This window comes from Fulvivirga sp. M361, from assembly GCF_007097395.1.
GTDB lineage: Bacteria > Bacteroidota > Bacteroidia > Cytophagales > Cyclobacteriaceae > Fulvivirga.
Window position 1 is genome coordinate 18,399 of sequence record NZ_VKDC01000036.1, and the last position, 26,127, is coordinate 44,525.

Genomic DNA, 26,127 nt, shown 5'->3' on the forward strand with positions numbered 1-26,127 from the left:
ACTGTCCAAATGTCGAAAACTGTTATACAAGTAGAAAACCTGGGAAAGCTGTATCGATTAGGTGAAGTCGGTACAGGCACTATTTCTCATGATCTTAACAGATGGTGGGCACAGTTGAGAGGCAAAGAAGATCCGTTTTCAAAGGTGGGTACGGTTAACGACAGAACGCAAAAGGCTGAGAAAGGAGAACATGTTTGGGCGCTAAAAGATGTTTCATTCAATGTTGGTCAGGGGGAGGTTTTGGGTGTGATTGGAAAAAATGGTGCGGGTAAATCTACTTTGTTGAAATTATTAAGCAGGGTTACCTCGCCTACAACCGGCCATATCCGGATTAAAGGCCGTGTAGCTTCCCTTTTAGAAGTAGGAACCGGATTTCACCCTGAAATGACCGGTAGAGAAAATATCTATATGAACGGCACTATATTAGGAATGACGCGGAAAGAGATAAGTGCTAAGCTGGACGATATTGTGGATTTTGCAGGTGTCGCAAAATATTTGGATACTCCTACAAAGCGTTATTCGTCCGGTATGCAGGTACGCCTGGCTTTTGCAGTAGCTGCATTTCTGGAACCTGAAATATTGATTGTTGACGAAGTACTGGCCGTCGGCGATGCTGAGTTTCAAAAAAGAGCAATTGGTAAAATGCAGGAAGTGAGTCAGGGTGACGGGAGAACCGTATTGTTCGTAAGCCATAATATGGCATCTGTAAGCCAAATATGTTCTACCGGTCTTCTTATTGAAAATGGAATGATGGCCATGCTTGATGATGTTAAAACTGTAATCAACACTTATACAAATAAGAGAAGGGAGGTCTTTGAAGGATTTGAATATAGTGGACCGATCATGGACAGCTTCATTCAACGTTTTTCGTTGTGTAATACTGCCGGTGAAGAAAAATACGAATTTCAATTTGATGAACCTATTATTCTAAAATACGAAATGATATTACGCAATTACTCCAAGGGCTTAAACCTTGGTCTTTATATACAAGACAAGCATAATCAAAGAATTACGAGCATTGTAAAGGAACTTCCTGCACCCAATGATGATTCCGGATGTTTGTCCATTGAATTACATTTGTCAAAACAAAAATTTCTCAATGGATCTTATTCCATATCTACCGAGATTTTTATACCCTTTGTGGATAAGGTTCATTTGTTAAAAGATGTACTCTCTTTTGAGGTGGTAGATAATATAAGTCCACTCTCCAGGTTCAATAATTATGATATGGGGAATTTCTATTTGGAACCAGAATTCATATTTAAATAATGATAAATGTAACTGAGCCTTTTTTACCTCCATTTGATGAATATGTCAGCTATTTAAGCGGTATTTGGAAAAGAAACTGGCTGACTAACAATGGCCCTCTTCTGAATGAATTGGAATTAAGGTTAAAGGAGACATTAGGAGTAGAACACTTATTAGTAACTGGTAATGGAACACTTGCACTGCAAATTGCTATAAAAGCATTGGGTCTTGAGGGTGAAATTATAACAACGCCTTTTTCATATATTGCTACTACTTCTTCGGTAATATGGGAATCTTGCCAACCGGTATTTGCTGATATAAATGAGCAAACATTTAACATCGACCCCGGGGAAGTAGAAAAAAAAATCACCAGTAAGACAACGGCAATCCTCACGACTCATGTATTTGGTAATGCTTCAGAGGTTAAACAATTACAAAATATAGCTACTAAACATGACTTGAAAATTATATATGATGCAGCTCATTGTTTTGGTGTAAAGTATGGAAATCAACCCATAATGGAATATGGTGACATTAACTGTTTGAGTTTACATGCTACAAAACTTTTCCATACGATAGAGGGGGGAGCAATTGTATCAAAATCATCGGACTTAATTTACAGGGCATCCAAAATGCGAAATTTTGGGCATCATGGAGAGGGAATATTTGATGGAATAGGTATAAATGGCAAGAATTCAGAGTTCCATGCAGCTATGGGACTCTGTAATTTAAAGTACCTGCAAGATATTCTTACTTCCCGAAGAGAACAATATCGTTATTATAAAGACAAACTTTCCGGAAGCCAGGTCAAATTTCAACAGCTTACAGATGAAGAGGGGTACAACTACTCATATTTTCCTGTAGTATTTGAAAATGAAAATACTTTACTCAAAGTAAGAAAGGAACTGGAAGATCATTACATATACCCACGACGATATTTTTATCCTTCGCTGAGCTGTTTAGATTATGTTGAAAAGCATTCAACCCCTATCTCTGATTCTGTTTCAAAAAGAGTACTATGCTTGCCGATGTTTCACAGTCTGTCAAAAGAAGACCAGGATTTAGTCGTAAGGGTGATTTTGAGGACTTTAAGATATAAAGGTTGATTATCGCAGGAGCAGGTGGACATGCCGAAGAAGTATTTAGTGTATGGTCGAGAATTGATCGACAAGAGGAGGTGTTTTTCTTTGATAATGTGAATGCTAGAAATACCCTATTTTCAAAAGCCATTCTTTCAACCGAAAAAGAGGTGAAAGAGATATTTAGAAATCATCCCGGGTTTATACTAGGAACAGGTAGTTCTAAGAATCGGCATGCACTGTCAAATTTATTGAAACAATGGGGGGGAAGTCTTTTTACTCTGATCAGCAGGAGTGCGGTAGTTGGAGATATTAATGTTAAACTGGGAGAAGGGCTGAATATAATGGAGGGTGTCATCATTTATAATAATGTGAGCATAGGTGAGGGGACATTGATAAATACGGCTACCTCGGTTCACCATGGTGTTGAAATTGGTGAATACGCTGAGATATCGCCGGGAAGTCGTGTTTTAGGTAATGTGAAAATAGGGAATCATGCCTTTATAGGCGCTAATGCGACGTTACTTCCGGGAGTAACAATTGGTGATTATGCCACCGTAGGGGCAGGCGCTGTGATTACCTCGGATGTGCCCGAAAATTCTCTTGCTGTGGGAGTCCCGGGATTCGTTAAGAAAGAATAGATATTTTCTTAATAATCTTTAATCGAAGTACTATACATGAAATTTCAATGAAAAGACAAGAACTTGAATAGTCTGTCAACCTTATTTTTCCCTAACGATAGTAAGAAATACCATATAAAGTCATTAGACGGGCTACGTGGTTTAGCGGTCTTGTTAGTTCTTCTGAGTCACAGCAGTTTGCTTGGGTTGAAATTTCTACCCTTCTTATCTTTTGAATATACCGGTACCTATGGGGTATATCTGTTTTTTGTTTTAAGCGCTTATTTATTGGATAAACAAATATGTAGGGCTTTTGTCGATGGGAATAGCGGCACGAAATTTTGGATTAATTATTTTCTGAGAAGGTTTTTAAGAATTTATCCGCTTTTTTTTGTCGCGGTTATCTTCAATTATTTTCTTTTCGTATCTGAATATAGTATATACTCAATTCCAATTTCCAAAGAGGATATACCACCGCATTTACTTATGGTGTATGGGAAACATATTTTTTGGTCTATTCCAGTTGAATTCAAATACTATTTCTTAAGTCCTCTGATCGTTTTCGTCGCTTATAAGTACTTAAATTTTGACAATGGAAAAACCCTTATCTTCTTCATTGGCCTTGTCTTTCTTTCATTGGCCTTAAGCTATTTGAGGGTGTTAGGATATTTTGGTACGGTATCCTATTTTCCGATTTTTCTTGCAGGGACTTTCCTGGCTATTATAGAAACTAATTCCAATGTCATGCAGGCTGTCAGGAAATGGATAGACTTTTTGACGATTATTTCATTACTAATAATAGTCCTCACTTCTAAGGTAATTTGGAAAGACCTTTTACACTTTGAACAATTTCCATTTCATGGGTTGAAATTTTACACTTTATATGGTGTTTGTTGGGGGTTTTTGCTAGCAAAAGTCTTGAATGGAGGAAGAAATTTTATCACCATTCTGTTTGAATTCAAAGCGTTGAGGTTTTTAGGTAACATTAGCTTTAGCGCCTATTTATGGCACATACCTGTTCTCTATTTTACGACCAAAAGTGGTTTTTTTGATCCTGGATATGGGGTTTATTTATTCTTTACTGGTACTATTCTGATCTCATCGATAAGCTATTTTGTTATTGAGTATCCATTATCAAAAGTTAAGTTGAGATACAATCAATCTACAAAATAAAAGAAAAAAACAGCTAAGCAGCCAAAGGCATAATTCATCTCTTGATCATTCGTTATTGGAGCCTCTGACCCAAAAAAAGATCTGCAACGTAAAAGGGCTTGGAAATTTATTGCCTGATTTTCTAAAACCTGCGATTAGGTTTCTTTACTATTCAAATGAAAGACGCAAAGTCTTCAAAGAATATCAAATTAGAAAACAACAGGACGAGCTTATCAGTAAACACTATAATAGCAGGACAACAAGACTGATAGTTTTTCTTGTGGAAGGAGCTGATTGGTTTACCGGAGTTGATACTATATCCGGAGGTATATTGTCTATAGCTTCCATTTATGAAGAAACTGTTAGGCTCAAGGAGTTACATCAGGCCGAGGTGATCATGTGTACCTACCCTGATGCATATCTAATGTGGAGGTTTTCTCAATTTGATGCTGATATTACAATTTTCAGATATGAGCAATTGCAAGATCATTTTAAAAATCTCGATTTTCTTCTTTTTCATTCTATCAGTTACAGAACCCCTCATTTTGTTAAAACCGAAATCCATCAAAACAATTACTTTAAGAAAATAGAAGATTTTAGATTGAACATTCTAAATCAGAATATTCAATTAATGCCTACTCCTGAAGCTTTTGATTTATTGAAGAAATCTTGTAAACACCTTACTCAGACAACCAGTCATAAACAATATAGTACTCAAGAATTTAAGGAAAAGTATGATTTCCCTCTGCATTATTTATCCGTTTTTGGTAGCCCGGAAAGGTATAAGCGCACGAAATTAGATGAGAAAGAGAATCTAATCCTACTCTCGCCAGATGAGAGCGCTCAAAAGACGGAATTGATGAATGCTTTGGAAAACCAGTTTAGCGAATTTGAAATAAAAATTGTTAAAGGCCTTCGTTACAATGAATACTTAAGCCTGATTAGCCGTTCGAAAATAATGATCACATTGGGTGAGGGATTGGATTTTTATTTTATCGAGCAAGTTTTTTCTGGTGGAATAAGTATTGCCATCTATAATGATGAATTTTTCCCAGAGGATTTTCAGGCTAAGCATGGACTGTTCAGTAGTGAAGATGAATTACTCAAAGAAGTTAGTACATATATAAGGCAGGCTTTGGAGAAAGAGAATTATGAAGAAATCAATAATGAACAATACCAACTTTGCTCCAAATTCTACAAGTATGATGAATATAGAGAAAATTTAAAGCGATTTTATTCCGGTGATTACACTTTCAAATGAAAAGTGATAGAATAAAATTTGTTATTACAGGAAGTCAAAGAAGTGGAACGACACTTCTGAATTTGCTTTTAAACGCTCATTCTAAGATTGAAGTCATAGATGAGGACCAAGTGGGTTTTCATGGTGAAAGAGTACAAGTTTTTTTTGATGATTCTCAGGCATCTGTTGTCGGGTTTAAGTTACCTATGATCAGCAATGAGATAGTGACTCTTAAAAAGATCGGAGCTCATTTTATTCTATTTTTGATGCGACATCCACTGGATGTTATTAACTCTATGATTAGGCTTAGGATAAAATTTGACCATACTCAACCTTCAATGAGATGGAATGAATTGTATTCTAATTTATTAATGTATATCGGCTCACCCAAAAAGTTTTTATTGTTCTTTTTGATCAAAATGCGGTTGTTTAGGAATTTCAACCTACCCTGGTATTTACATCCTGACTGCATAGACCCGGAGATTAGAAACTCTATTTTAAGTAATTCCACTGATGATAAGACAGAAGGGGCGTTGCAAGTCCATCCTTTATTTCGTGAAAGGCAGCAATTCTTACCAATTGCTGCCAAAGTGTGGTATCATAAGAATAATGTTCTTCCGGAATATAAAAAACAGAACTTATCGTTTATACCCCTTAAATACGAAGAACTCTTAGATGATCCGGAGCATTTTCTTCAATCCATATGCAGATATTTGGGTATTTCATATGAAGAAAATATGCTTTTGTTTTATCAACACGGAAAGGGCAAGTCAATAGGTAATACTTCAAATTCAGAGGACATAAAAAAGAACAATCATACCAAATGGAAGGGGAATTTTTCAAATTCCGAGTTGAAGATGATTAAAAAAGAAGTCGGAACTACTGCTGAAAAATTTGGATATGTCATTTAAAAATGTTTATCACCCTTTGGTAACCGTAGCAATGGTTACTTATAATTCTCAAGACTATGCTCGCATGGCAATGGAAAGCGTGCTAGCCTCCAGCTATGAAAATTTTGAACTTATAATATGCGATGATTGCTCTAAAGACGATACATGGAGTATCATAGGTGAATACAATGATCAAAGAATCAGAGCCTTTAGAAACGAAACAAATATAGGAGAATACCCAAATCGTAATAAGTGCATTGATCTGGCTCAGGGGAAGTATTTTCTTTTCATAGATGGGGATGATCTGATTTTACCTCATGGCCTTGAAACCTATGTGCGTTATGCTGAATCATTTTCTAATATCGGCTTGGTCATTCAGAAAGGTTATTTTAATAACCTTATATTCCCGATAGTACTTGAAAAGGAAGATATTTTTGATTGGGAATTTAATAGAAAAAGCCTGCTCACTTCCAGCCTGACAAGTAATTTTTTTGTAACAGATGTCCTACAAAAAGTGGGTAAACTATCTGTAGATTTTATAAATTCAGATGATGAGATAAGATATAGATTGGCCCTTAAATATCCCGTTCTTTTCATACCCGGTTGGCTTACCTGGCCAAGAGAAACACCTGGACAAGCATCTTCAAGGCTGAGTGGCGGTAGGGGGCAATTGGAATCCTTTAAGATGCTAAATAAGATTGTTAAAGATGAGACATCGCCGGCATTAATAGATGCTTTTAGGCAGCAAAATACCAGGAACAGGCAGGTATTGGCCCGATTTGCATTAAAGCACCTCCTTAAAGGTAATGTCAAATCATACAGAGACATCAGACAAGTCACTGATATGGGATTCTTTGAGTTGATAAGATTTTCTCTGAGCAGAAGTAATATTGAAGTAATTCCGGAACAGGAATATGACCCATCAAAACCTCTTCATAATTTTGATCATATAAGGTCATTTAAGTATGTTGAATAAGCTCTTTTTTTTCCTTAGACGCCCTCTTCAAATACCAATTGTTGTCATCACCAGGCTTCCTTTCTTTGCTTTTATAAGGAAGACAAGTTCATATCAAAATCGGGTATCTTTTGGATTCTGGTTTAGACAGAAAGTATTAGGAATCGGAGGCAATAGAGGAGCATATTGGCCCGTGCATCCATCTAGCCAGGTTTATGATTGGGAAAACATTTATGCAGGGATTGATACCTGTCCCGGTATTATGAAGGGTTGTTATATCCAGGGAAAAGGGGGTATTCATATTGGAGACTATACACAAATAGCACCAAATGTGGTAATTGTTAGCGCTAACCATGACGTTTATGATTCGCGAAATCACATACTTGAAAAAGTTATCATAGGTAAGTACTGCTGGATAGGAGCTGGCGCTAAAATAATGCCTGGGGTCATATTAGGTGATTTTACAATTGTTGGCGCAGGAGCTGTTGTTACTCAGTCTTTTCCAGATGGATATTGTATTATTGGTGGGGTACCTGCAAAGCAAATAAAGGGTTTGGATAAAGAAAAATGCATACGTTATGAATTAAAACCGACGTTTTACGGATACCTAAAAGAAGAAAAATTCGAAAAATTTAGAAAAAAGCACCCTTCCATTCAATGATCACCATTATCGACTACAAAGCAGGCAATATCCTCTCCATTCGAAATATGTTGAAGAAACTGGGGGTTGCATCAGAAATAGCCGAAACACAAAAACAACTTGGCGCGGCTAAAAAATTAATATTGCCTGGTGTTGGACATTTTGACCACGGAATGAAACATCTGAGAGATGCCGGAATGGTCGATGTAATACGTGATAAGGTTATTGAAGAAAAGATACCTATTCTGGGGATTTGTTTAGGGGCTCAGTTGCTAGGAAAAGGCAGTGAAGAAGGAATAGAACCTGGATTGAGCTTAGTAGATATGGACGTTGTGAAGTTTGATACGAATAAACTTGATCAGCACCTCAAAATCCCTCATATGGGATGGAGTAATTTGACGATTAAGAAAGTGGAAAACCCCTTATTTATAGACTCACAAGCCGAACCCAGGTTTTATTTCGTACATTCATATCACTTCAAAATGAATAAAAAGGAAGATGTGCTGTCTACCTCTTATCATGGATATTTCTTTACCTCTGCCTTTCATAAAGATAATATCTATGGAGTCCAGTTTCATCCGGAGAAAAGCCATAAATATGGGATGAAACTCCTGGAAAATTTTGCAAAGCTCAACTGAAAATATTCAATGCGTCGTATCAGAGTAATTCCCATACTCCTTCTTTCTAATGGAGGTCTTGTGAAAACGGCACGATTTAAGAAACCAAACTATATTGGTGACCCAATCAATGCCGTAAGGATCTTCAATGATAAGGAGGTAGATGAGTTGGCGTTATTAGATATAGAAGCTTCCGGCTTAGGTAAGGAACCAAATTTTGAAAAGATCAAAAATGTTGTTTCAGAAGCTTTTATGCCAATGGCATATGGTGGAGGAATTAAGACATTAGACCATATTAAGTCAATCTTTAGAGTTGGTATTGAGAAAGTGGTCATCAATACTATGGCAGGGCGTGACCCTGGCTTACTTGAGCGAGGTGCTGCCATATATGGTTCACAGAGCATCGCCGTATCTATGGACGTTAAGAAAGACTTTTTGGGTAAATACAGGGTTTATCTGAACAAAGGAAAAGAAAAGGTCAGGCTCAGCCCGGTAGAATATGCAAAACGGGCAGAATCCTTTGGAGCCGGTGAGATCATTATTACCTCTATTGATAGAGAAGGTACTTATTTGGGCTATGACCTTGACCTGGTCAATCAGGTAAGTGCAGCGATTCAAATACCTTTGGTAGTTAATGGAGGTGCCCGAAATATTAACGATTTTCTTATCGCTGCTCAGGCCGGTGCATCTGCAACAGCAGCAGGAAGCTTGTTCGTTTATAGCTCAGATGAAAAGGGAGTCATGATCAACTATCCAAAGCAGCATGAGCTGACAGACCATTTATATTCAAAATTAAATTGATACACCTCCAGGCTTCCAAAGGTTTTAGACAGTTTCTTTATTATTTAGGATTTGAATTTTATTTATGATGAAAACTGATTCATCAGATAATATTATTAAAGATAGTTTCTATCATCCTGGACTGTTAAGCGACAGGTCCTATCAAATGTGTTCCAAAACCATAATGGACACCACCGACCCCAATATAGATTTTGATGAAAAAGGGGTTTCCAATCATTACTATCAATATGAGCTGGCGGCTAGTCAGAATCTTTTGCCAGAACCTCGGCGGTCGCAAGAATTAGAACGATTGGTATCAGTTATCAAAAAGAATGGAAAAGGAAAAAAATATGATTGCCTGATAGGGCTTAGCGGAGGAGTAGATAGTTCCTATGTGGCATGGCTCGTTCATGATCTGGGATTAAGACCACTTGCTGTGCACCTTGATAATGGGTGGAATACTGAATTGGCCGTGCACAATGTTCACGAAATTGTGAGTAGATTAAATTTTCGCTTACATACGCTTGTGGTTAACTGGGAAGAATTTAAAGATATTCAGTTGGCCTATTTAAAAGCTTCTGTGGTTGATATTGAGGTAGTATCTGATCATGCTATTTTTGCTACAATGTATAAGCTGGCCAAAGAGCGGAACATCCCTTATATCATATCAGGGACCAACATTGTAACAGAAGAGATAATGCCATCTTCCTGGTTATATCATAAAATGGATTATGCCAACCTTAAAGATATTCACCGGCAATTTGGAACAACAAAACTGAAAACATACCCTACTTTTAATTTCAGGAAATACGTGTACTACAGCGCTGTTTTTGGTCTTGTACCCATATCTATTTTGAATTATACAGATTATATCAAGTCCGAAGCTAAGAAGACAATAATATCAGAATTAGACTGGCGCGATTATGGAGGTAAACATTATGAATCTCTTTTTACAAAATTTTATCAAGCTTACATTTTACCTCAAAAATTTGGCATTGATAAGCGGAAGGCGCATTTAAGTACTTTAATATGCTCAGGGCAAATGACCAGGGCAGAAGCACTGGATGAGCTCAAAAAACCTTTATATGATCAACAGCAATTAGAGGAAGACAAGGAATATGTATTGAAGAAATTTGAATTATCAGAAGTGGAGTTTGAAGATATCATGAAAACCCCTCCAAGGCCGCATAGTGATTTCAAGTCGGATATACCATTGAAAAAGAAGTATATGGAATTACTAAAAAAAACATCATCATTCAGACGCTTTTTTAAATCAGGTAAATGAATAATAAGGAATTGAAATTCGGGTTGATTGGCTGCGGACGTATTGCCGACAGACATGCCCGGCATATAGCTAATAGTGGAAATCTGGTAGCCGTTTGTGATATTGAAGTGGATAAAGCGAAGAAACTGGCTTCGGAATATAACTCACATTTTTATACGAATATCTCCGAGCTATTATCCAAAGAACCGGAAATTGATGTGGTCTCCATTTGTACACCTAATGGACTCCATGCAACACATACGATTGCTTCATTAAAGGCAGGAAAACATGTACTTTGTGAAAAACCCATGGCTATATCTGTATATGATTGTGGTGAAATGATCAAAGAAGCCGAAAAGGCGAACAAAAGGCTGTTTATTGTCAAACAGAATAGGTTCAATCCTCCGGTTGAAGCCGTAAAAAACCTGCTTGATGAAGGGAAACTTGGTAGAATATATAATGTTCAATTGAATTGTTTCTGGAATAGAAACGAAGCATATTATAATAATAGTTGGAAAGGTACCAGAGATATTGACGGAGGAACTCTTTATACACAATTCAGTCATTTTATCGACTTAGTTTACTGGCTGGTAGGAGATGTGAAAAATGCGCATGCCCTTCTGGGTAATTATGGTCATAAAGGTATAATTGAATTTGAAGATACAGGTGTAGTGAACCTCGAGTTTTACAATAATGTGATAGGAACTATACATTATAGTGTAAACAGCTTTGATAAAAATATGGAAGGCTCTTTAACCATTTTTGGAGAGAAGGGAACAGTGAAGATTGGAGGTCAATATTTGAATGAACTTGAATATCAAAGCATTGATGACTTTCTAATAGAAGACCTGGCCCAGGGCAATCCTCCCAATAATTATGGTCAGTATCAAGGCTCAATGAGTAATCATGACAAAGTGTATGAAAATGTTGTTGAAGTACTGACGAACGGTGGTGTAATAGCTACTAATGGATTTGAAGGTTTAAAGACCGTTGAGATTATTGATAAAATATATTCCAGCGCTAAATGGGTAGCACGTTGACAATATTTTGGTATTTGAAATATGAATGAACCTAGTTTGATACCTTCTTCCATTCGGGAAGTCCAATTTGGAGAGGATGTGAAAATTGTTGAACCCGTCAATCTTTACGAATGTTCGATAGGAAATAACTGTTTTGTAGGTCCATTTGTGGAAATTCAAAAAGGAGTTGTTGTTGGGGATAATACTAAAATTCAGTCGCATTCTTTTATCTGTGAACTGGTGAAAATAGGGGATGGTTGTTTTATTGCGCATGGCGTAATGTTCATTAATGACGTGTTTGGCTCAGGGGGTCCCGCCGGAGGTGACTTAAGCAAGTGGAGGAGTACTCTTATAGGCAATAATGTATCTATAGGCTCTAACGCCACCATATTACCAGTCAATATCTGTGACAATGTTGTAATTGGTGCAGGGGCTGTAGTTACCAAAGATATTGACCTGCCGGGCATATATGCCGGTAACCCTGCTAAGCTCTTACGAAAACTGTAGTAATCCATTTGTTTGTGTGTAAGCTTCTATACTTTCCCTTAAAATTTCCATGAAAATACCTTTAGTAGATTTATATGCTCAATATCAATTAATTAAACCTGAAATTGATGAAGCAATAGAAAGTGTCATCAAAAAATCATCGTTCATACGTGGTGAATATGTACAGGAATTTGAAAAAGGTTTTAGTGAATTACTAGGTGTGAAGCATTGTATTTCATGCGGTAATGGCACCGATGCACTTTACATAGCTATGAAAATGATGGGTATTGGCCCTGGAGATGAGATCATTACTACATCCCATAGCTGGATTGCCACATCTGAAACAATATCGCAGACGGGAGCAAAGGTCGTTTTTGTAGACACGGAAAGAGACACTTTCACCATTGATGTTAATCAAATAGAGCCTAAAATCAATTCAAGAACAAAGGCAATCATTCCTGTACATTTATACGGACATCCGGCGGAGATGGAACCTATAATGGAAATAGCGAAAAAGTATGGATTAAAGGTAATTGAAGATTGTGCCCAGGCTCACCTGGCTGAATATATGGGAACTAAAGTAGGAGGTATAGGTGATATTGCCACTTATAGTTTTTATCCTGGGAAAAATCTAGGTGCTTATGGGGATGCAGGCGCTATAGTCACTAATGATGCTACATTGGCCGAGAAATGCAGAAAGTTCGCCAATCATGGGGCTTTAATAAAACACGAGCATCATATGGAAGGTATCAACAGTCGTCTGGATGGTTTACAGGCCGCTATCCTTAATGTAAAACTGAAATACCTTGAAGAATGGACCGCGCAACGTATAAAATGGGCGAATATGTATGATCAACTACTTCATGATATTGATGGTATTCAAATACCTGGCAAAAAAGAAGGTTGCAGACATGTATACCATTTGTATGTCATTAGAACCAGAAAACGAGACGCACTGAAGGAATATCTTGCCGATCATGGTATAGGTACCACCATTCAGTATCCGACAGCTTTGCCATTCCTACCTGCATACAAATACCTGGAACACTCCCCCAAAGATTTTGAAGTATCTTTTGATCATCAAGATACTATATTGTCCATTCCGTTATATCCCGAGTTGGACGAACAGAAAGTGCAGTATGTCGCAAGTCATATGAAACAGTTTTATTACCTGAATGGAGCTAAAGGGTAAAAAAATAATGCTGATTTCACCTCAACCCTGGGGTGTACTGCACTTATCCAAACATCATTATGCCATTGAGCTGGCAAAAGCAGGGAATACGGTGTACTTTGTAGCTCCACCTGACAATGGAGCGAAATCTTTTACCTTGAACCGGATTGAAGGATACAACGGGCTATTTGAAGTGAGGCATAAGCTGGACTTCAAAAGTAGTTTACGTTTCAGGTTTAGGTGGATATATGATCTTTATATGAAGCGGCATGTAGGAAGGCTCATAAATTGGCTTGGTTTCATTCCTGATGTAACGTGGTGCTTTGACCCTAATACTTATTCTAATCTCAAATGGTTTAGAGCTCCCCTTAAAATTTATCATCCTGTAGACCCAATTGTACGAGCTGATCAGATAAAACCTGCATATTCGGCAGACATTGTTTTCTCCGTTTCGCAGAAGATATTATCGGCTTTTAAATATGTGAAGGTACCACAGTATTTTATCAACCATGGGCTGAGCAAACCATTTGAAGAGCAGGCATTAAAAAAACTTAAAAATAAGAACCAGTACATTCCCGGGAAGCCGGTTAAGGTGGGTTATGTGGGAAACCTGTTACGTGATGTTATAGACAGGAAAATTGTGATTAGGATCATTGAAAATAACCCGCAGGCAAGATTTTATTTTTGGGGCCCATTTAAAGCAGTACAAAGTAACATAGACGGGACTAATGATCAGGACACCACGGCATTTATTACTATGCTTCATTCGTTGCAGAATGTAGTCTTATATGGTCCAAAATCTCCGGAAGAACTTGCTATTGAAATCCAGGACATGGATATTTTCTTTTTCACCTATAAACTCATCGATGGATTATCTGACCGATCCAATTCTCATAAAATACTGGAGTATCTTAGTACGGGTAAAGGAGTATTTTCCTGCAACATAGAATCTTATAAAGACCTGGACCTTCTCCACATGACCAGCGAAAGTGCAGACGCACAATTACCCGAAAAAATTGGCAATGGGATAGAAGATCTGAGTGTAATTAACTCACCACAAAGAATGAAAGATAGGATTGAGTATGCCCTTGAAAATACATATTGCAAGCAAATAAATAGGATCCAATTGCATTTAAATACTAAATGAGAATTAACTACATCAGCAACCTTCCTTTAGATGAGGTCAGTGGTGGATGGAGTGGTATTAACTTCAGAATTTATCAGGAACTTACTAAACACTTCGAAGTAAATTATGTCGGACCAATTAATCCTGACAGCTTTTTTTTAGAGAAGGGTATTTCTAAGTTCAAAAGACTAACCGGCTCCAAAGGATCTTTTCATTTCTTTTCGGAAAGGAGATTGAAAAAGATCAAAGAGCTTGTCAAAGGACAACTTAAAGAAGGACATTATAATTTTTTCTTTGGCCAGACTCCCTGGATCGGTTGCGATTTTTCGACTCCTTATGGTACATATATGGATGCCGCTTTTCCAACCTACATGGAAGTATATTCAGATGTCAATAGTTTCCTGGATTCTGACCTTGACAGGATTAACAAAAAAGAAGAAGAATGGCTCGGGCGAGCTAAGCATCTTTTTATGGGCTCAAATTGGGCCTGGGAAGAGATGAACAAATATTACACCATCGACAACAGTAAAAAACGTATTGTTAAGGTCGGAGGCAATATATCCTTACCCTCAGAAGATAAATATCGAAATGAAACGATCTTACTTTTCATATCACTGAATTTTGAGAGAAAAGGTGGATATACATGTGTTAAGATATTTGAAGAATTTAGAAAAATTTACCCGGAAGCTGAGCTTTTTATCATAGGGCAAAAACCCCCTGAAGAGGTATTAGGCAAAGCAGGTGTAAAATACCAGGGACTTTTGGATAAAAACAACCCTGAAGATCTTAATAAGTTCATTTCAATTCTGGAAAGAGCATTTTTCTTAATTCACCCAACAGTTATGGATACAATGGGTGCAGTCATTATTGAGGCGGGATATTTTGGATGCCCCACATTAGCGCCAGACTCATTTGGTATTCCCGACTTGCTTCTGGACGGAAAAACGGGAATTTTGATTGAAAATGTAAATGACCCTCAATTATATCTTAAAGAATTACTCTTTTATAAACATAATCAAGAACCTTATCTCAAGATGCGTGATACTGCGATGACTTATTGTCAGATGGAACTGACGTATTCAAAAGTGGTTTCTAAGATTGTTGACGAAATAAATCCGTGAATGAGTACTTACACATTTGTGGCGATGAAAAGTTCATTGACTTTGCCATTACACAATTCAACAAAAACACTTTTGCAAAACATACCTTCTATGTAGTTAGCGATAAAAGGGAGCTAGAATATATTACCAATGTTAAGCAAGTTAGCATAAAGTTAGCTGATGATATCATAAATGAATTAGCAAATAATACACCATTTAACGGTGTCTTTTTTCACTATCTGGACAGTGATAAATTACCAATATTGCAAGCTATGCCGGACAACATCCTCAAAATCTGGATGTTTTGGGGGCAGGATGCGCAAAAAATAATTTATGACCGTAGCTACCTTTTCAAAACATGGTTATTGAGTTATAAGATCTTTGGATTAAAAGAGTTTTTATGGCCATTTGTTAACCCGATAAGGAGGTCTTTATTCAGATATACCAGCAAATGGCAAGTATTGAATAAAATTGATTACTGTGTGCCGGTAATTAAAAAAGAAGCTGAATTATTAAAGAAAAAGCTAAAGTTAAGCTTTGATATCTTATCTTTTACTTATGGGTCTTTACAGGAAAACTTTGGTGATTCACTACATAGTTCTGCCATCAAAGGAGCCGGTATTCTAATTGGTAACTCAAGTTCTCTTGCATCTAACCATATAGATACATTCGATGTTGTGTCCAATTATCTGGACACTCTTGAACAGGTCACCGTACCATTGAATTATGGTAATGCGAAATATGCTGACTCAATTGAAAAGGTTGGGTTTAAGGTTTTTGGGGAGAAATTCAATCCAATAAGACAATACCTGCCCCGGGATAAGTACATTGAGAAAATGTCAACCTGCAGGTACTTCGTTTTTAATCACTTACGTCAGCAGGCCCTGGGGAATATTATGTTGTCTCTATGGATGGGGGGTATTGTATTCATGAATTCGAAAAGTATTTTGTATCAACATTTGAAATCAAAAGGCTTTAAAATTTATAATATGAATGAAATTCATCACCTTCTATCCTGGGAAGGTTACACTGACGACTTCTTCGAACAAGTCAAACAACATAATAGGAAGTTGCTGGACTCTGAATATGGTGAAAAAGCTGTAATAGATAAAACGAATATGTTATTAAAATGCCTTGATGTGGGAGAGTAACCTGTGGGCGTTGTCAATAAATTTATGTTGGTATGAAAAGGTATTACTCAACCCTGCTTCAATTTTTACTTTGCATTGTGAATGATTAGTTCCGTTCTATACATTGGTCAGCATCAGGAAGGTTCAACTTCTCGAATGAGAGCTACAGCAATACGTGAAATATTGAATAAAGCCAGGTTCAGGGTTATTGACACTAACGCTCCATACCATAAGTCCAACCCGGTGTTCAGGTCAATTGCTTTTCGATATAAAACAGGGCCACTCATCCCTAAGATTAATAGTTATGTGATTAACAACCTGGGGGATGAATCTTATGACATTATTTGGGTAGACAAAGCAGTTTATATTTCTCCGAAGACTACAGATATTTTAAGGTCGAGGACTAAGCTTTTAATACACTTTACTCCTGATCCGGCGTTTACTTTTCATAAGTCTTCATTGTTTTATTTATCATTACCTAAGTATGATTACGCCATTACTACCAAGAGCTACGAGCTGGATTTTTATCATAAACACCTCGATAAGGACAAGGTATATTTTATGTACCAGGGTTATGACCCTCAAGTACATCAAAACTCTGTTCAATTTAAAGATCGTGACCTTAGTATTGTTTTTATAGGCCATGCCGAACATGAACGTTTCCAAATGATGCAAACCTTGCTTAACAATCAGTTTCATATTCGATTGGCCGGAAGGAATTGGAGTAAGTTTGCAAAAAAAAATAAGCATGTAAAGCATTTAGATTTTCGTGGGGAAGGTTTGTACGGACCAGGTTATGTTTCCGCTTTAAATAACTCCAAATATTCCTGGGGGGCCCTTTCAAAATGGGTGCCTGAAAAACATACTACCAGGACATTTGAAATTCCGGCTTGTGGCTCAGCCTTAATTTCTGAAAGAACGACTGAAATTCAGGATATATTTTCTGATGACGAGGTGATTTTTTACTCAAACCTTGATGATCTTCAGGAAAAGATCAGGTGGTACAATACACACCCGGATGAGCTCGAAAAACTTGCAGGGCTGGGCTATTCAAAAGTAGTTTCGGCAGGACTTGACTATAGAAGTCAAATTGAGAAGATGTTTGATAAAATTTTCCAATAACATTAGGTCATTGTAACGTTGGGTAACAAATTGGAAAAGAGACTGGCTATTGTACATTTTTCTCCCCTGGAATACTTTCCGCCCACCATCAACTTATTGAAGTTTTTTTCTACTAAACCTTCAATCCATGTCGAGATTTTTACTTGTGAAAACCCCGGAAAAAGAAAAAAAACAACAATAGACAATACCAAAATCCGCAGGCATAAATTCCCTTCAACAGATTCCCCGGGCCCTGTAAGGCTTTTTAGATACATTATTTTCAACATGGCCACATTAATGGGCCTTATTCGATCTAATCCGGATTATATATTATACTATGAAAGTTACTCCGTATGGCCGGTTTACGTTTACCTGAAGTATTTTAATAAATCTTCAAAGTTGTACATTCATTATCATGAGTACAGTTCTCCCGAATGGTACCAAAATGGTATGAGACTGGTAAGATTATACCATAACATGGAGGAAAGGTATTTGTACGGACGATCTGAATGGATCTCACAGACGAATGCGTACAGGAAGAGTTTTTTTCTGAGAGATAACCCAACATTGGATAAGTCCAAACTGAGGGTGCTAAGCAATTACCCTCCCGGGAATTGGTATTTTGATACTAAAGAAAGTACACTTGATAAAGAGCAGGTGAAGTTTGTATATGTTGGTTCCCTATCGATAGCTGGTACATTTTTAAAGGAGTTTTGTGAGTGGGTGATAAATCAGTGTGGTCAGGTGACTTTTGATATATATTCCTTTAACCTGACCGGTCCTGCCAGGGAATATTTATCAGGGATAAATTCAAAATTTATAACATTCCATTCAAATGGACTCGAATATGGTGACTTACCAAAAACGCTTAAAAAGTACGATGTTGGTATAATATTCTACAAGGCAAGTAACGAGAACGTTATTTACTGTATTTCAAATAAATTCTATGAATACTATGCTTGTGGCCTGGACATTTGGTTTTCCAAAGAGATGGAGGCTACCTGGCCCATGGAGAAATTAAAAACGAATCAAGATATCGTTCGAATGGATTTTGAATCCTTAAAGAAGGGGTACACTGCCAGTAAAAATAAGAAAGTTGCGATCACAGGCGATAAAGATATTTTTCGGTATGAGGATGAATATCAGAAATTACTGGATCATTTTTTGAGCGTTCATGCTTTTTAACTCATTAGAGTATTTTTTCTTTTTACCGGTAGTAGTTCTACTTTATTATTTAATTCCTTTTAGGTACAGGTGGGGTCTGCTGCTTATTGCCAGTTATGTATTCTATTCGTATTGGAAAGTTGAGTACCTTGTACTTATATTATTTTCAACGGCAGTTGACTATTATGCTGGTTATAAAATAGGAACAGAATCACAACCCCAACAACGAAAAGTCTATTTGTATTTAAGCCTGTTTGTCAACCTCGGCCTTCTTTTTTTATTCAAGTACTATAACTTCTTCGCCGCTGAATTTTTGAAATTCTCAGGCAACAGTGAATATTCAAAAGACTTCATTCATCAGTTAATATTACCAGTGGGTATATCTTTCTATACCTTTCAGACGATGAGTTATACAATCGACATTTATAAGGGTAAGCAGAAGCATGAGCGGCATCTTGGGATATTTGCTTTATATGTTGTTTTCTTTCCACAATTAGTGGCAGGTCCCATCGAGCGTGCAGGACATTTGCTAAAACAATTCAGGCTTAAAACGAAAATCACATTTTCTAATTTCCATTTTGGTTTTTTAAGAATTTTATGGGGACTGTTTAAGAAAGTGGTGATTGCAGATCGCCTGTCTTTTATAGTCAACGAAGTCTTTAATAATATTGAACAGTATAATGGGTTACACTATTTAATTGCAACTGTTCTTTTTGCTTTTCAAATCTACTGTGATTTTTCAGGGTACTCGGACATAGCTATTGGTTCGGCCAGGCTTTTGGGTATTCGTTTAATGGAAAATTTTAAAAGACCCTACCTGGCTGCTTCTATCAGTGAATTTTGGCATCGATGGCACATTTCACTCTCCACCTGGTTCAGGGATTATCTTTATATTCCGTTAGGAGGCAGTAGGGTAGTTAAATGGCGTTGGTACTATAATCTTTTTATTACATTTCTTATAAGCGGATTATGGCATGGCGCCAACTGGACTTTTATTATTTGGGGAGCTTTGCACGGAGCGTTTTTGATGGTAGAGAACATTATTCCTCGACGAACCAGGGAGTTTTACAACTCCTTTACACCGAAATTTGTTCAGGTGTCTATCGTTTTTTTCCTGGTACTTTTATCATGGGTTTTCTTTAGATCAAACAACATTCATGATGTTTTCTATATGTCATCGAACTTTTTAGCTGATAACTGGAATATGTCGGTTAACGTGCGTGGACAGATACTTTATATAGGGCAGCCATTGTGGCGATTTACCGGTTCAATATCATTGATAGGTATATTGATTGTGGTTGATCTGTTGATAGAACGAGGGCTTATTTCTGAACCTGACTTCGTTAGATTTAACTTGGTCAAAAGATGGCTTGTATACCTTTCACTAATTTTTTCAATTTTGTTTTTGGGTGTATTTGAATTAAATGAATTTATCTATTTTCAGTTTTAAGAGGTGAAGATGAATGGCTTAGTGAGAAGGTTTATCTGGGTTGAAATTTTCGCCTTCATTTTTCTTCTTTTGGTATTAACAGAAATATCTAAAGGTATTTTAGGGTTTTTAGTAAGGTATTCTGATGACAGTCAAACGGGCAAAGTGAATCTCATAATGGAGCATAAAATTGACCCTGAAATTGTTATTTTCGGTAGCTCTGTGGCTGAGGTAGGTTTTAATGCTAACCTGATTTCAGAAATAACGGATAACTTTGTTTATAATGCTGCCTTAGACGGAACAAGAATAGGCCAAAATAAGGGTCTTATAGATGAATTCAATACCTATTCAGAAAGGTGCCATACCGTGATTTTAGGCTTGTCATTTTTCTCGTTGTCTGAAGAGAGTCGTATGACGGAACCTTCACGTTTTTATGCTCATTTTAAAAATAAGAATGTGGAAAGAATGTTTTATGAATCGGATACTCATAATTATATCAAACTCAAATATGTGCCATTTTATGCTTTTACTCAGTATACACATACCTACTATAAAAATGCAGGGATAGGGTTAAAGAACTTTTTGAAGGGGAAGGAGTTGGCCCCGGATGATCATAATGGATTCATACCGCACTATAATTCATGGTATGGTGAGAACATTGAAAGCAACGATTTTGGCTCAGTGGCTATTGATTTTAGTGAAAAAACGTTAGGCCAACTTACAAATGTTATTCGGGAGCTTAACAATAAAGGGAGAAAAGTGATTATGGTCATATGTCCTATGTACATGAATGGCCAAAAATACTACTCCAATTACCAGCAGCTTATTAATAAGGTTAAAGCCTTTGAGAAAGAGGGTGTTAAGGTGTACGATTTTTCGTCAATTCCTTTGAATACGGATAAAAACAATTTTTATAATAACGGACATTTGAACGTGACAGGAGCTAAGGAATTTAGTCGACTGATAGCTAATTCGTTGAAATCATCAAGAGAAACTAAAGAATTATTGTAATTGTATTCCAAAAAAGATTTATATAAATGTATTTTCATTGCTTCGCTTGTTGCGTTGTTAAGTATATTCTCATATGATTTATGGTCTTCAATAGGCCTTGGATTTGTATCTTTTATTTTCGCCCTTTATATACTGAGGTTGGGTAAAACTATTCCATTACTCGAACTCATGGTCTTAATTGCAGCCATACAATGGATACTAGGACCTCATCAATCGTATAATTATAATTATCAGCATTTTAAATATTATATGTATGTCGGGCGCCTTGAATACATGCAGGTCATAGTACCGGGCACCATTGCCTTTGGAGCAGGTGTACTGTTTTTTTATCCCAAACTGGATTTTCAACGTGTGAATAAAGGGTTAATGGATCTTGTGGCAGCCAACCCAAACCTACCGATTGTCTTAATTGTAATTGGTATTTTGTCTTCATTCCTGATTAATCTACTTCCCCCTGCCTTTAGTTTTGTGATTTTTCTAATGAGCAACTTTAGATTTGTTGGGGCTGCTTTGTGGCTATTCAAAGCGACCAGGGTGAACACTTTGATAAGCAGAATTGCTATAATAGGCTTGATACTACTTTCATCCGTACAGGCAGGAATGTTTCACGAATTATTATTATGGTCAGCCTTGCTGTTGAGTTTTGTCGTATTGAGGTTCCAGTTAGGGATTTATTGGAGACTTGTATTAGTGTTGTTTGGGTTTTCTTTGGCCTTTTTGATACAAAGCGTTAAAGCTGAGTACCGGGACATTATATATAGTGGTTTAGAATCACGTACTTCTACTACAGAAGTGTTTGCCGACCTGGTGGAGGACCGATTAAAAAATTTAAATACACTTCTATCGAATGAGGCATTTCTTGCAGAGATGAATGTTCGGCTCAATCAGGGCTGGATTATAAGTGCGATAATGAAAAATGTTCCCAACAATCAACCTTATGCAGAAGGGGAAACTATAGTTGAGGCAGTTAAGGCCTCTTTCTTACCTCGATTCCTTGCTCCGGGGAAGAAAATTGCCGGAGGCAGGGAAAATTTTGAAATTTTTACAGGACTCAAATTAAATAAAAATGCCTCAATGGGAATAAGCATCATTGGTGAGGCGTATGCAAATTTTGGAAGAGAAGGGTCGTGGGTTTTTATGTTCTTTTGGGGGGCATTCATGGCTTGGGGACTTGGAAGATTAGTGAAAAGCGGAGAAAAACAAGTAATAATTTTTGTATTTATTCCCTTAATTTTTCTTCAGGTGATAAAAGCAGAAACAGAGCTCTATGTTGTGCTTAATCATTTTGTTAAAAGTACAATTCTTGTAGTTGTATTTCTTTGGGGTGGGAGAAAAATCTTGAATTGGAAAGTATAATTCCGGTATTTCTAAAGTGCTGTGAATTAATGGTATATAGATGAAAATAACCTACTTTTTCAGGAGGCCAAGATCAGGGTTCAATAGTATAGAAGAACTGTTTTCCGGTATTATTCAGGGGATCAATAAGGTAAGGGAAACCGACATAATCAAAATTCCGCTGATTGGAGCTAGTCCGTTGAGAGTAATCTACAATATTTTTTTTGCCGTTAGAAATAAAGGTGAATTAAACCATATTACAGGTGATGCTCATTATCTGGCAATAGGATTAGGCAAGAATACGGTTTTGACCATCCATGATGTTTATTCGGCAATAAGAGGCAATATCTTTAAGAAGGTATACATTAAACTTTTTTGGTTTATATGGCCAGCACGGTGTGTCGGCTCAATAACCACCATATCGGAGTTTAGTAAGCAGGAATTGATTAAAACAATACCGTTTGCTGCTGACAAGATTAAAGTAGTGCATAATCCTTATCGGTATGACTTACTTAAGTACGAAAAAAAAAGTGCTGATACCTCATTAGGAGTTGAACCCGTGAAGATTATGCTGGTGGGCACCAAGCCTAATAAAAATTTAGAAAGGACCATACGTGCATTGCAAAACGCCAGGGTGGAGCTATGTATTTTAGGAAAACTCACTCCCGCACAAATACAATTATTACAAAGTACATCCACCCAGTATGTAAACCGATATAATTTATCTTATGAAGATGTGATACGGTGGTATCTTCAATGTGATTTATTGTCGTTTATGAGTACCTACGAAGGTTTTGGAATGCCAATAGTTGAGGCACAAGTACTAGGTTTGCCAGTGGTAACCTCTAACCTTGGCGCTATGAGAGAAGTAGCAAAAGACGGTGCATGCCTGGTGGACCCTTACGATGAGCTGGATATGCGCAAGGGCATTGAAAAAGTCATTTCCCATAAAGAATATAGAAAAGAACTTATTCAAAAAGGCATCCAAAATGCGAATCGATTTGACCCTCATAAGATTACAAATCAATATATGTCCGTATATGATGAAATGGGTGAAAGATTCAATTTGTTGAGTTAGGTGGATGATTTCGATTTAAATTTTTTCTCATTAAGCATTTAACAAAAACTACGGTCCTTATATTTTATGATTATTTCGATCCGGCATACAAGGCAGGTGGGCCGATTCGATCATTGGTGAATCTTGTGAATTTCCTGGAAGACGACATTGACTTTTATATCATTACCAGTAATGTAGATCATGATGGTACTTGTTTATCAGTTAAGAAAAACATTTGGGTGGAATACGGTAGAAAGTCTAAGGTAGCTTATCTTGATAAAAGGCATCAAACCAAGTCTTATGTCAGTCACCTCATTGTTGGGAAGTCGATTGATGTGGTATACATTAATGGTGTTTTTTCCTTATTCAGTACAATAATCCCCCTTAGATTGCCGGGCACGCACAAAGTTATAATTGCACCGAGAGGCATGTTACAATCCGCATCTTTATCACTCAAAGCAACAAAAAAGAAAATATATTTATCAGGGCTAAGGGCATTTTTTTTATCTGGTGAAATTTGTTGGCATTTAACTACAAGCCAGGAAAAGGAAGACTTCCTTAAGCGATTTAACCATTACAATAAAAATGTCCGATTAATTGGAAACATTCCTTCTTTAGAAAGTAATCCATCTAAAAAATGCAAGTGTGAAAATGACGTTTACATTTTAGGAAGCATTGCTTTGATAAGCCCCATGAAAAACATTGACCTTATACTTCGGGCATTAAAGCATATTAAAAAGCCCATAAAATATATTATTTATGGCCCAATCAAGGATAAATTGTATTGGGAAGAATGTCAGAAAGTGGTAAAGGAACTTCCGGATAATATTGAGGTTATGTACAATGGGGCCATTGATCCGGCTTTTGCAATTGATACGATGAAAGAGTTTGACTTTTACATTCAACCAAGCAAGAGTGAGAATTTTGGCCACTCGATATTTGAAGCTATGCGTACCGGCTTACCTGTGATCATAAGTGATCAAACACCCTGGAGAAATTTAAGAACCAAAAAAGCCGGTTGGGATATTGATACGTCTGATCTAATGAACCTGGTTGAAGCCATCAACGAAGCCATTAATTTATCTGATAGCGAGTATCGAGAATATTGTCATGGTGCCATAAAGGTTACCGAACGTTATATAAAAGATTCAGATCTAAAGAATAAATACCTTAAACTGTTTTCGCCAAATTCATGATCACGGAGTTAAGTAAATATGACAATAGTTGGTATAAGCCGGGAGGCACAGGTTTTAAACGATTCTTTTGGTTTTTCGTTAATTACCTTGTTTTTAAGAACGGACTATTGCCATTTTCCATTCTTAAAATAACTCTTTTGAAAGCCTTTGGAGCTAAAGTGGGTAAAGGTGTGAATATTAAGCCTTTTGTCAATATAAAATATCCATGGTTGCTTGAGATAGGCAACTATGTATGGATAGGTGAGGGGGTATGGATTGATAATTTGACTAAGGTCAGTATTGGAAATAATGTATGCCTGTCTCAGGGAGCTTTTTTGCTAACAGGAAATCATAATTACAAACGGTCGACCTTTGATTTGATAACAAAAGAAATTGTTATCAAAGAGGGTGTATGGATCGGTGCTAAGGCTACGGTATGTCCGGGAGTGATCTGTGAGTCGCATTCAATACTATCTGTAGGTTCGGTGGCTACAAAAAAATTGGAACCTTATATGGTTTATTCCGGTAACCCGGCTGTGAAGGTCAAAGAACGAATAATCGAGTCATGAAGGTCTCTATAATCACGGTTTGTTATAATAGTGAACAAGTTCTTCAGGATGCTATTAATTCTGTTTCCGATCAAGATTATGATAACATTGAATATATTGTTATTGACGGTGGGTCCTCAGATAACACGGTGAGTATAATAGAACGTAATTCCGATAAAATCAAAGTATGGATTAGCGAACCTGATGAAGGCATTTATGACGCTATGAATAAAGGTATTACACTGGCTACGGGTGATGTGGTAGGTATTCTGAACTCTGATGATGTATATACCCATAACGCAATAATATCTCAGGTGGTACAAGCCTTTACCTCTGATACCGATTCCGTTATCGGTGATATATTTTTTGTCTCACCAGGTAATTTGGAGCGTGTTGTTCGAACTTATTCTTCAAGTCACTGGTCACCGGTTAAGTTTGTATGGGGCTTTATGCCTCCTCACCCTTCATTTTTTGTAAGGAAAAAATATTATGATAAGCTTGGAGTATATAAGATCGATTATAAAATTGCTTCTGATTATGAACTGCTTATACGTTTTTTAGCCGTTAACAAGCTTAATTACAAGTATCTTCCGATAGAGATGGTTAAAATGCGTACAGGTGGCGCCAGTACTAAAAACTGGAAAAGTAACACTGTACTGAATAAAGAAATAATCAGGGCATGTCGTGAAAATGGATTAAAAACCAATTATTTAATGGTGTATTCGAAGTACTTCAAGAAAGTATTTGAACTGATTAACAGATAAAATTTGATGTATAAAACCAGGCTTCA

General features: G+C 36.9%; 26 protein-coding genes. All 26 read left to right on the plus strand.

All coding sequences use genetic code 11. From position 1 onward, the window contains the following. Positions 1 to 9 precede the first annotated feature (9 nt). The 26 genes from FNH22_RS25945 (at position 10) to FNH22_RS26070 (ending at position 26,101) form a co-directional block, all read left to right on the plus strand. A complete protein-coding gene (locus tag FNH22_RS25945) occupies positions 10 to 1,269 on the plus strand; it encodes an ABC transporter ATP-binding protein (RefSeq protein ID WP_143401428.1) in 1,260 nt (419 codons plus the stop codon). Continuing rightward, entirely contained in the window at positions 1,269 to 2,354 is a 1,086-nt protein-coding gene (locus FNH22_RS25950) for a DegT/DnrJ/EryC1/StrS aminotransferase family protein (RefSeq protein ID WP_143401429.1), read from the plus strand. Before FNH22_RS25945 ends, FNH22_RS25950 begins: the two co-directional genes overlap by 1 nt. Beyond that, positions 2,351 to 2,968, plus strand: a complete 618-nt coding sequence (locus FNH22_RS25955; protein WP_143401430.1) for an acetyltransferase — start codon at positions 2,351 to 2,353, stop codon at positions 2,966 to 2,968. The genes FNH22_RS25950 and FNH22_RS25955 overlap by 4 nt, the downstream gene beginning before the upstream one ends. 63 nt (positions 2,969 to 3,031) lie before the next feature. Further along, positions 3,032 to 4,120: an acyltransferase gene (locus tag FNH22_RS25960; protein ID WP_143401431.1), complete on the plus strand. Its 1,089-nt coding sequence runs from the start codon at positions 3,032 to 3,034 to the stop codon at positions 4,118 to 4,120. 376 nt (positions 4,121 to 4,496) lie between these two features. Next, entirely contained in the window at positions 4,497 to 5,360 is an 864-nt protein-coding gene (locus FNH22_RS25965) for a hypothetical protein (RefSeq protein WP_143401432.1), read from the plus strand. Continuing rightward, positions 5,357 to 6,250, plus strand: coding sequence for a sulfotransferase domain-containing protein (locus FNH22_RS25970; protein WP_143401433.1), 894 nt, complete (start codon positions 5,357 to 5,359; stop codon positions 6,248 to 6,250). The genes FNH22_RS25965 and FNH22_RS25970 overlap by 4 nt, the downstream gene beginning before the upstream one ends. Next, the gene (locus FNH22_RS25975; protein WP_143401434.1) at positions 6,240 to 7,205 is read left to right on the plus strand and encodes a glycosyltransferase family 2 protein; all 966 of its coding nucleotides are present in this window, start codon (positions 6,240 to 6,242) and stop codon (positions 7,203 to 7,205) included. The genes FNH22_RS25970 and FNH22_RS25975 overlap by 11 nt, the downstream gene beginning before the upstream one ends. Further along, positions 7,195 to 7,845 (plus strand): acyltransferase, encoded by a 651-nt coding sequence (locus tag FNH22_RS32470; RefSeq protein ID WP_221420354.1) that lies wholly within the window; start codon positions 7,195 to 7,197, stop codon positions 7,843 to 7,845. The genes FNH22_RS25975 and FNH22_RS32470 overlap by 11 nt, the downstream gene beginning before the upstream one ends. Continuing rightward, positions 7,842 to 8,462 carry an imidazole glycerol phosphate synthase subunit HisH gene (gene hisH / locus FNH22_RS25985; RefSeq protein ID WP_143401435.1) on the plus strand — a complete coding sequence of 207 codons (621 nt, stop codon included), beginning with the start codon at positions 7,842 to 7,844 and terminating at the stop codon, positions 8,460 to 8,462. Before FNH22_RS32470 ends, hisH begins: the two co-directional genes overlap by 4 nt. A gap of 9 nt (positions 8,463 to 8,471) precedes the next feature. Continuing rightward, positions 8,472 to 9,242 (plus strand): AglZ/HisF2 family acetamidino modification protein, encoded by a 771-nt coding sequence (locus FNH22_RS25990; RefSeq protein ID WP_143401436.1) that lies wholly within the window; start codon positions 8,472 to 8,474, stop codon positions 9,240 to 9,242. A 64-nt stretch (positions 9,243 to 9,306) separates the two neighbouring features. Then, positions 9,307 to 10,506, plus strand: coding sequence for an N-acetyl sugar amidotransferase (locus FNH22_RS25995; RefSeq protein WP_221420355.1), 1,200 nt, complete (start codon positions 9,307 to 9,309; stop codon positions 10,504 to 10,506). Continuing rightward, positions 10,503 to 11,525 (plus strand): Gfo/Idh/MocA family protein, encoded by a 1,023-nt coding sequence (locus FNH22_RS26000; RefSeq protein WP_143401437.1) that lies wholly within the window; start codon positions 10,503 to 10,505, stop codon positions 11,523 to 11,525. Before FNH22_RS25995 ends, FNH22_RS26000 begins: the two co-directional genes overlap by 4 nt. Before the next feature lie 21 nt (positions 11,526 to 11,546). Next, positions 11,547 to 12,011: an acyltransferase gene (locus FNH22_RS26005; protein ID WP_143401438.1), complete on the plus strand. Its 465-nt coding sequence runs from the start codon at positions 11,547 to 11,549 to the stop codon at positions 12,009 to 12,011. Positions 12,012 to 12,060: 49 nt separating this feature from the next. Next, a complete protein-coding gene (locus tag FNH22_RS26010) occupies positions 12,061 to 13,182 on the plus strand; it encodes a DegT/DnrJ/EryC1/StrS aminotransferase family protein (RefSeq protein WP_143401439.1) in 1,122 nt (373 codons plus the stop codon). A 7-nt stretch (positions 13,183 to 13,189) separates the two neighbouring features. Beyond that, positions 13,190 to 14,308 (plus strand): glycosyltransferase family 4 protein, encoded by a 1,119-nt coding sequence (locus tag FNH22_RS26015; RefSeq protein ID WP_143401440.1) that lies wholly within the window; start codon positions 13,190 to 13,192, stop codon positions 14,306 to 14,308. Further along, entirely contained in the window at positions 14,305 to 15,408 is a 1,104-nt protein-coding gene (locus tag FNH22_RS26020) for a glycosyltransferase (RefSeq protein ID WP_143401441.1), read from the plus strand. The genes FNH22_RS26015 and FNH22_RS26020 overlap by 4 nt, the downstream gene beginning before the upstream one ends. Then, positions 15,405 to 16,538, plus strand: coding sequence for a TDP-N-acetylfucosamine:lipid II N-acetylfucosaminyltransferase (locus FNH22_RS26025; protein ID WP_143401442.1), 1,134 nt, complete (start codon positions 15,405 to 15,407; stop codon positions 16,536 to 16,538). Before FNH22_RS26020 ends, FNH22_RS26025 begins: the two co-directional genes overlap by 4 nt. A 135-nt stretch (positions 16,539 to 16,673) precedes the next feature. Then, a complete protein-coding gene (locus FNH22_RS26030; protein WP_185154416.1) occupies positions 16,674 to 17,639 on the plus strand; it encodes a glycosyltransferase in 966 nt (321 codons plus the stop codon). A 30-nt stretch (positions 17,640 to 17,669) separates the two neighbouring features. Then, positions 17,670 to 18,803 (plus strand): glycosyltransferase family 4 protein, encoded by a 1,134-nt coding sequence (locus tag FNH22_RS26035; RefSeq protein WP_143401444.1) that lies wholly within the window; start codon positions 17,670 to 17,672, stop codon positions 18,801 to 18,803. Continuing rightward, on the plus strand, positions 18,793 to 20,232 hold the full coding sequence (locus FNH22_RS26040; protein ID WP_143401445.1) for an MBOAT family protein: 1,440 nt from the start codon (positions 18,793 to 18,795) through the stop codon (positions 20,230 to 20,232). Before FNH22_RS26035 ends, FNH22_RS26040 begins: the two co-directional genes overlap by 11 nt. Positions 20,233 to 20,388: 156 nt before the next feature. Continuing rightward, complete coding sequence (locus FNH22_RS26045; protein WP_185154417.1) at positions 20,389 to 21,222, plus strand: hypothetical protein; 834 nt, start codon at positions 20,389 to 20,391, stop codon at positions 21,220 to 21,222. A gap of 168 nt (positions 21,223 to 21,390) precedes the next feature. Next, positions 21,391 to 22,578: an O-antigen polysaccharide polymerase Wzy gene (locus tag FNH22_RS26050; RefSeq protein ID WP_143401447.1), complete on the plus strand. Its 1,188-nt coding sequence runs from the start codon at positions 21,391 to 21,393 to the stop codon at positions 22,576 to 22,578. Positions 22,579 to 22,618: 40 nt separating this feature from the next. Further along, a complete protein-coding gene (locus FNH22_RS26055; RefSeq protein ID WP_143401448.1) occupies positions 22,619 to 23,635 on the plus strand; it encodes a glycosyltransferase family 1 protein in 1,017 nt (338 codons plus the stop codon). A gap of 116 nt (positions 23,636 to 23,751) precedes the next feature. Beyond that, complete coding sequence (locus tag FNH22_RS26060; protein WP_143401449.1) at positions 23,752 to 24,810, plus strand: glycosyltransferase; 1,059 nt, start codon at positions 23,752 to 23,754, stop codon at positions 24,808 to 24,810. After that, positions 24,807 to 25,358 (plus strand): WcaF family extracellular polysaccharide biosynthesis acetyltransferase, encoded by a 552-nt coding sequence (locus FNH22_RS26065; protein ID WP_143401450.1) that lies wholly within the window; start codon positions 24,807 to 24,809, stop codon positions 25,356 to 25,358. The genes FNH22_RS26060 and FNH22_RS26065 overlap by 4 nt, the downstream gene beginning before the upstream one ends. Then, a complete protein-coding gene (locus tag FNH22_RS26070) occupies positions 25,355 to 26,101 on the plus strand; it encodes a glycosyltransferase family 2 protein (RefSeq protein ID WP_143401451.1) in 747 nt (248 codons plus the stop codon). Before FNH22_RS26065 ends, FNH22_RS26070 begins: the two co-directional genes overlap by 4 nt. The last annotated feature ends 26 nt before the right edge of the window (positions 26,102 to 26,127 follow it).

What these genes read in the sequence shown, in the direction of transcription:
- FNH22_RS26000 (WP_143401437.1), top strand. Translation starts at nt 10,503, where the DNA reads ATGAATAATAAGGAATTGAAATTCGGGTTGATTGGCTGCGGACGTATT.
- FNH22_RS26070 (WP_143401451.1), top strand. Translation starts at nt 25,355, where the DNA reads ATGAAGGTCTCTATAATCACGGTTTGTTATAATAGTGAACAAGTTCTT.
- FNH22_RS32470 (WP_221420354.1), top strand. Translation starts at nt 7,195, where the DNA reads ATGTTGAATAAGCTCTTTTTTTTCCTTAGACGCCCTCTTCAAATACCA.
- FNH22_RS26030 (WP_185154416.1), top strand. Translation starts at nt 16,674, where the DNA reads ATGAGAGCTACAGCAATACGTGAAATATTGAATAAAGCCAGGTTCAGG.
- FNH22_RS25945 (WP_143401428.1), top strand. Translation starts at nt 10, where the DNA reads ATGTCGAAAACTGTTATACAAGTAGAAAACCTGGGAAAGCTGTATCGA.
- FNH22_RS26015 (WP_143401440.1), top strand. Translation starts at nt 13,190, where the DNA reads ATGCTGATTTCACCTCAACCCTGGGGTGTACTGCACTTATCCAAACAT.
- FNH22_RS26040 (WP_143401445.1), top strand. Translation starts at nt 18,793, where the DNA reads ATGCTTTTTAACTCATTAGAGTATTTTTTCTTTTTACCGGTAGTAGTT.
- FNH22_RS25965 (WP_143401432.1), top strand. Translation starts at nt 4,497, where the DNA reads ATGTGTACCTACCCTGATGCATATCTAATGTGGAGGTTTTCTCAATTT.
- FNH22_RS26020 (WP_143401441.1), top strand. Translation starts at nt 14,305, where the DNA reads ATGAGAATTAACTACATCAGCAACCTTCCTTTAGATGAGGTCAGTGGT.
- FNH22_RS25975 (WP_143401434.1), top strand. Translation starts at nt 6,240, where the DNA reads ATGTCATTTAAAAATGTTTATCACCCTTTGGTAACCGTAGCAATGGTT.
- hisH (WP_143401435.1), top strand. Translation starts at nt 7,842, where the DNA reads ATGATCACCATTATCGACTACAAAGCAGGCAATATCCTCTCCATTCGA.
- FNH22_RS26050 (WP_143401447.1), top strand. Translation starts at nt 21,391, where the DNA reads ATGGTCTTAATTGCAGCCATACAATGGATACTAGGACCTCATCAATCG.
- FNH22_RS25995 (WP_221420355.1), top strand. Translation starts at nt 9,307, where the DNA reads ATGATGAAAACTGATTCATCAGATAATATTATTAAAGATAGTTTCTAT.
- FNH22_RS26010 (WP_143401439.1), top strand. Translation starts at nt 12,061, where the DNA reads ATGAAAATACCTTTAGTAGATTTATATGCTCAATATCAATTAATTAAA.
- FNH22_RS26065 (WP_143401450.1), top strand. Translation starts at nt 24,807, where the DNA reads ATGATCACGGAGTTAAGTAAATATGACAATAGTTGGTATAAGCCGGGA.
- FNH22_RS26045 (WP_185154417.1), top strand. Translation starts at nt 20,389, where the DNA reads ATGGAGCATAAAATTGACCCTGAAATTGTTATTTTCGGTAGCTCTGTG.
- FNH22_RS25970 (WP_143401433.1), top strand. Translation starts at nt 5,357, where the DNA reads ATGAAAAGTGATAGAATAAAATTTGTTATTACAGGAAGTCAAAGAAGT.
- FNH22_RS26005 (WP_143401438.1), top strand. Translation starts at nt 11,547, where the DNA reads ATGAATGAACCTAGTTTGATACCTTCTTCCATTCGGGAAGTCCAATTT.
- FNH22_RS26055 (WP_143401448.1), top strand. Translation starts at nt 22,619, where the DNA reads ATGAAAATAACCTACTTTTTCAGGAGGCCAAGATCAGGGTTCAATAGT.
- FNH22_RS25990 (WP_143401436.1), top strand. Translation starts at nt 8,472, where the DNA reads ATGCGTCGTATCAGAGTAATTCCCATACTCCTTCTTTCTAATGGAGGT.
- FNH22_RS25950 (WP_143401429.1), top strand. Translation starts at nt 1,269, where the DNA reads ATGATAAATGTAACTGAGCCTTTTTTACCTCCATTTGATGAATATGTC.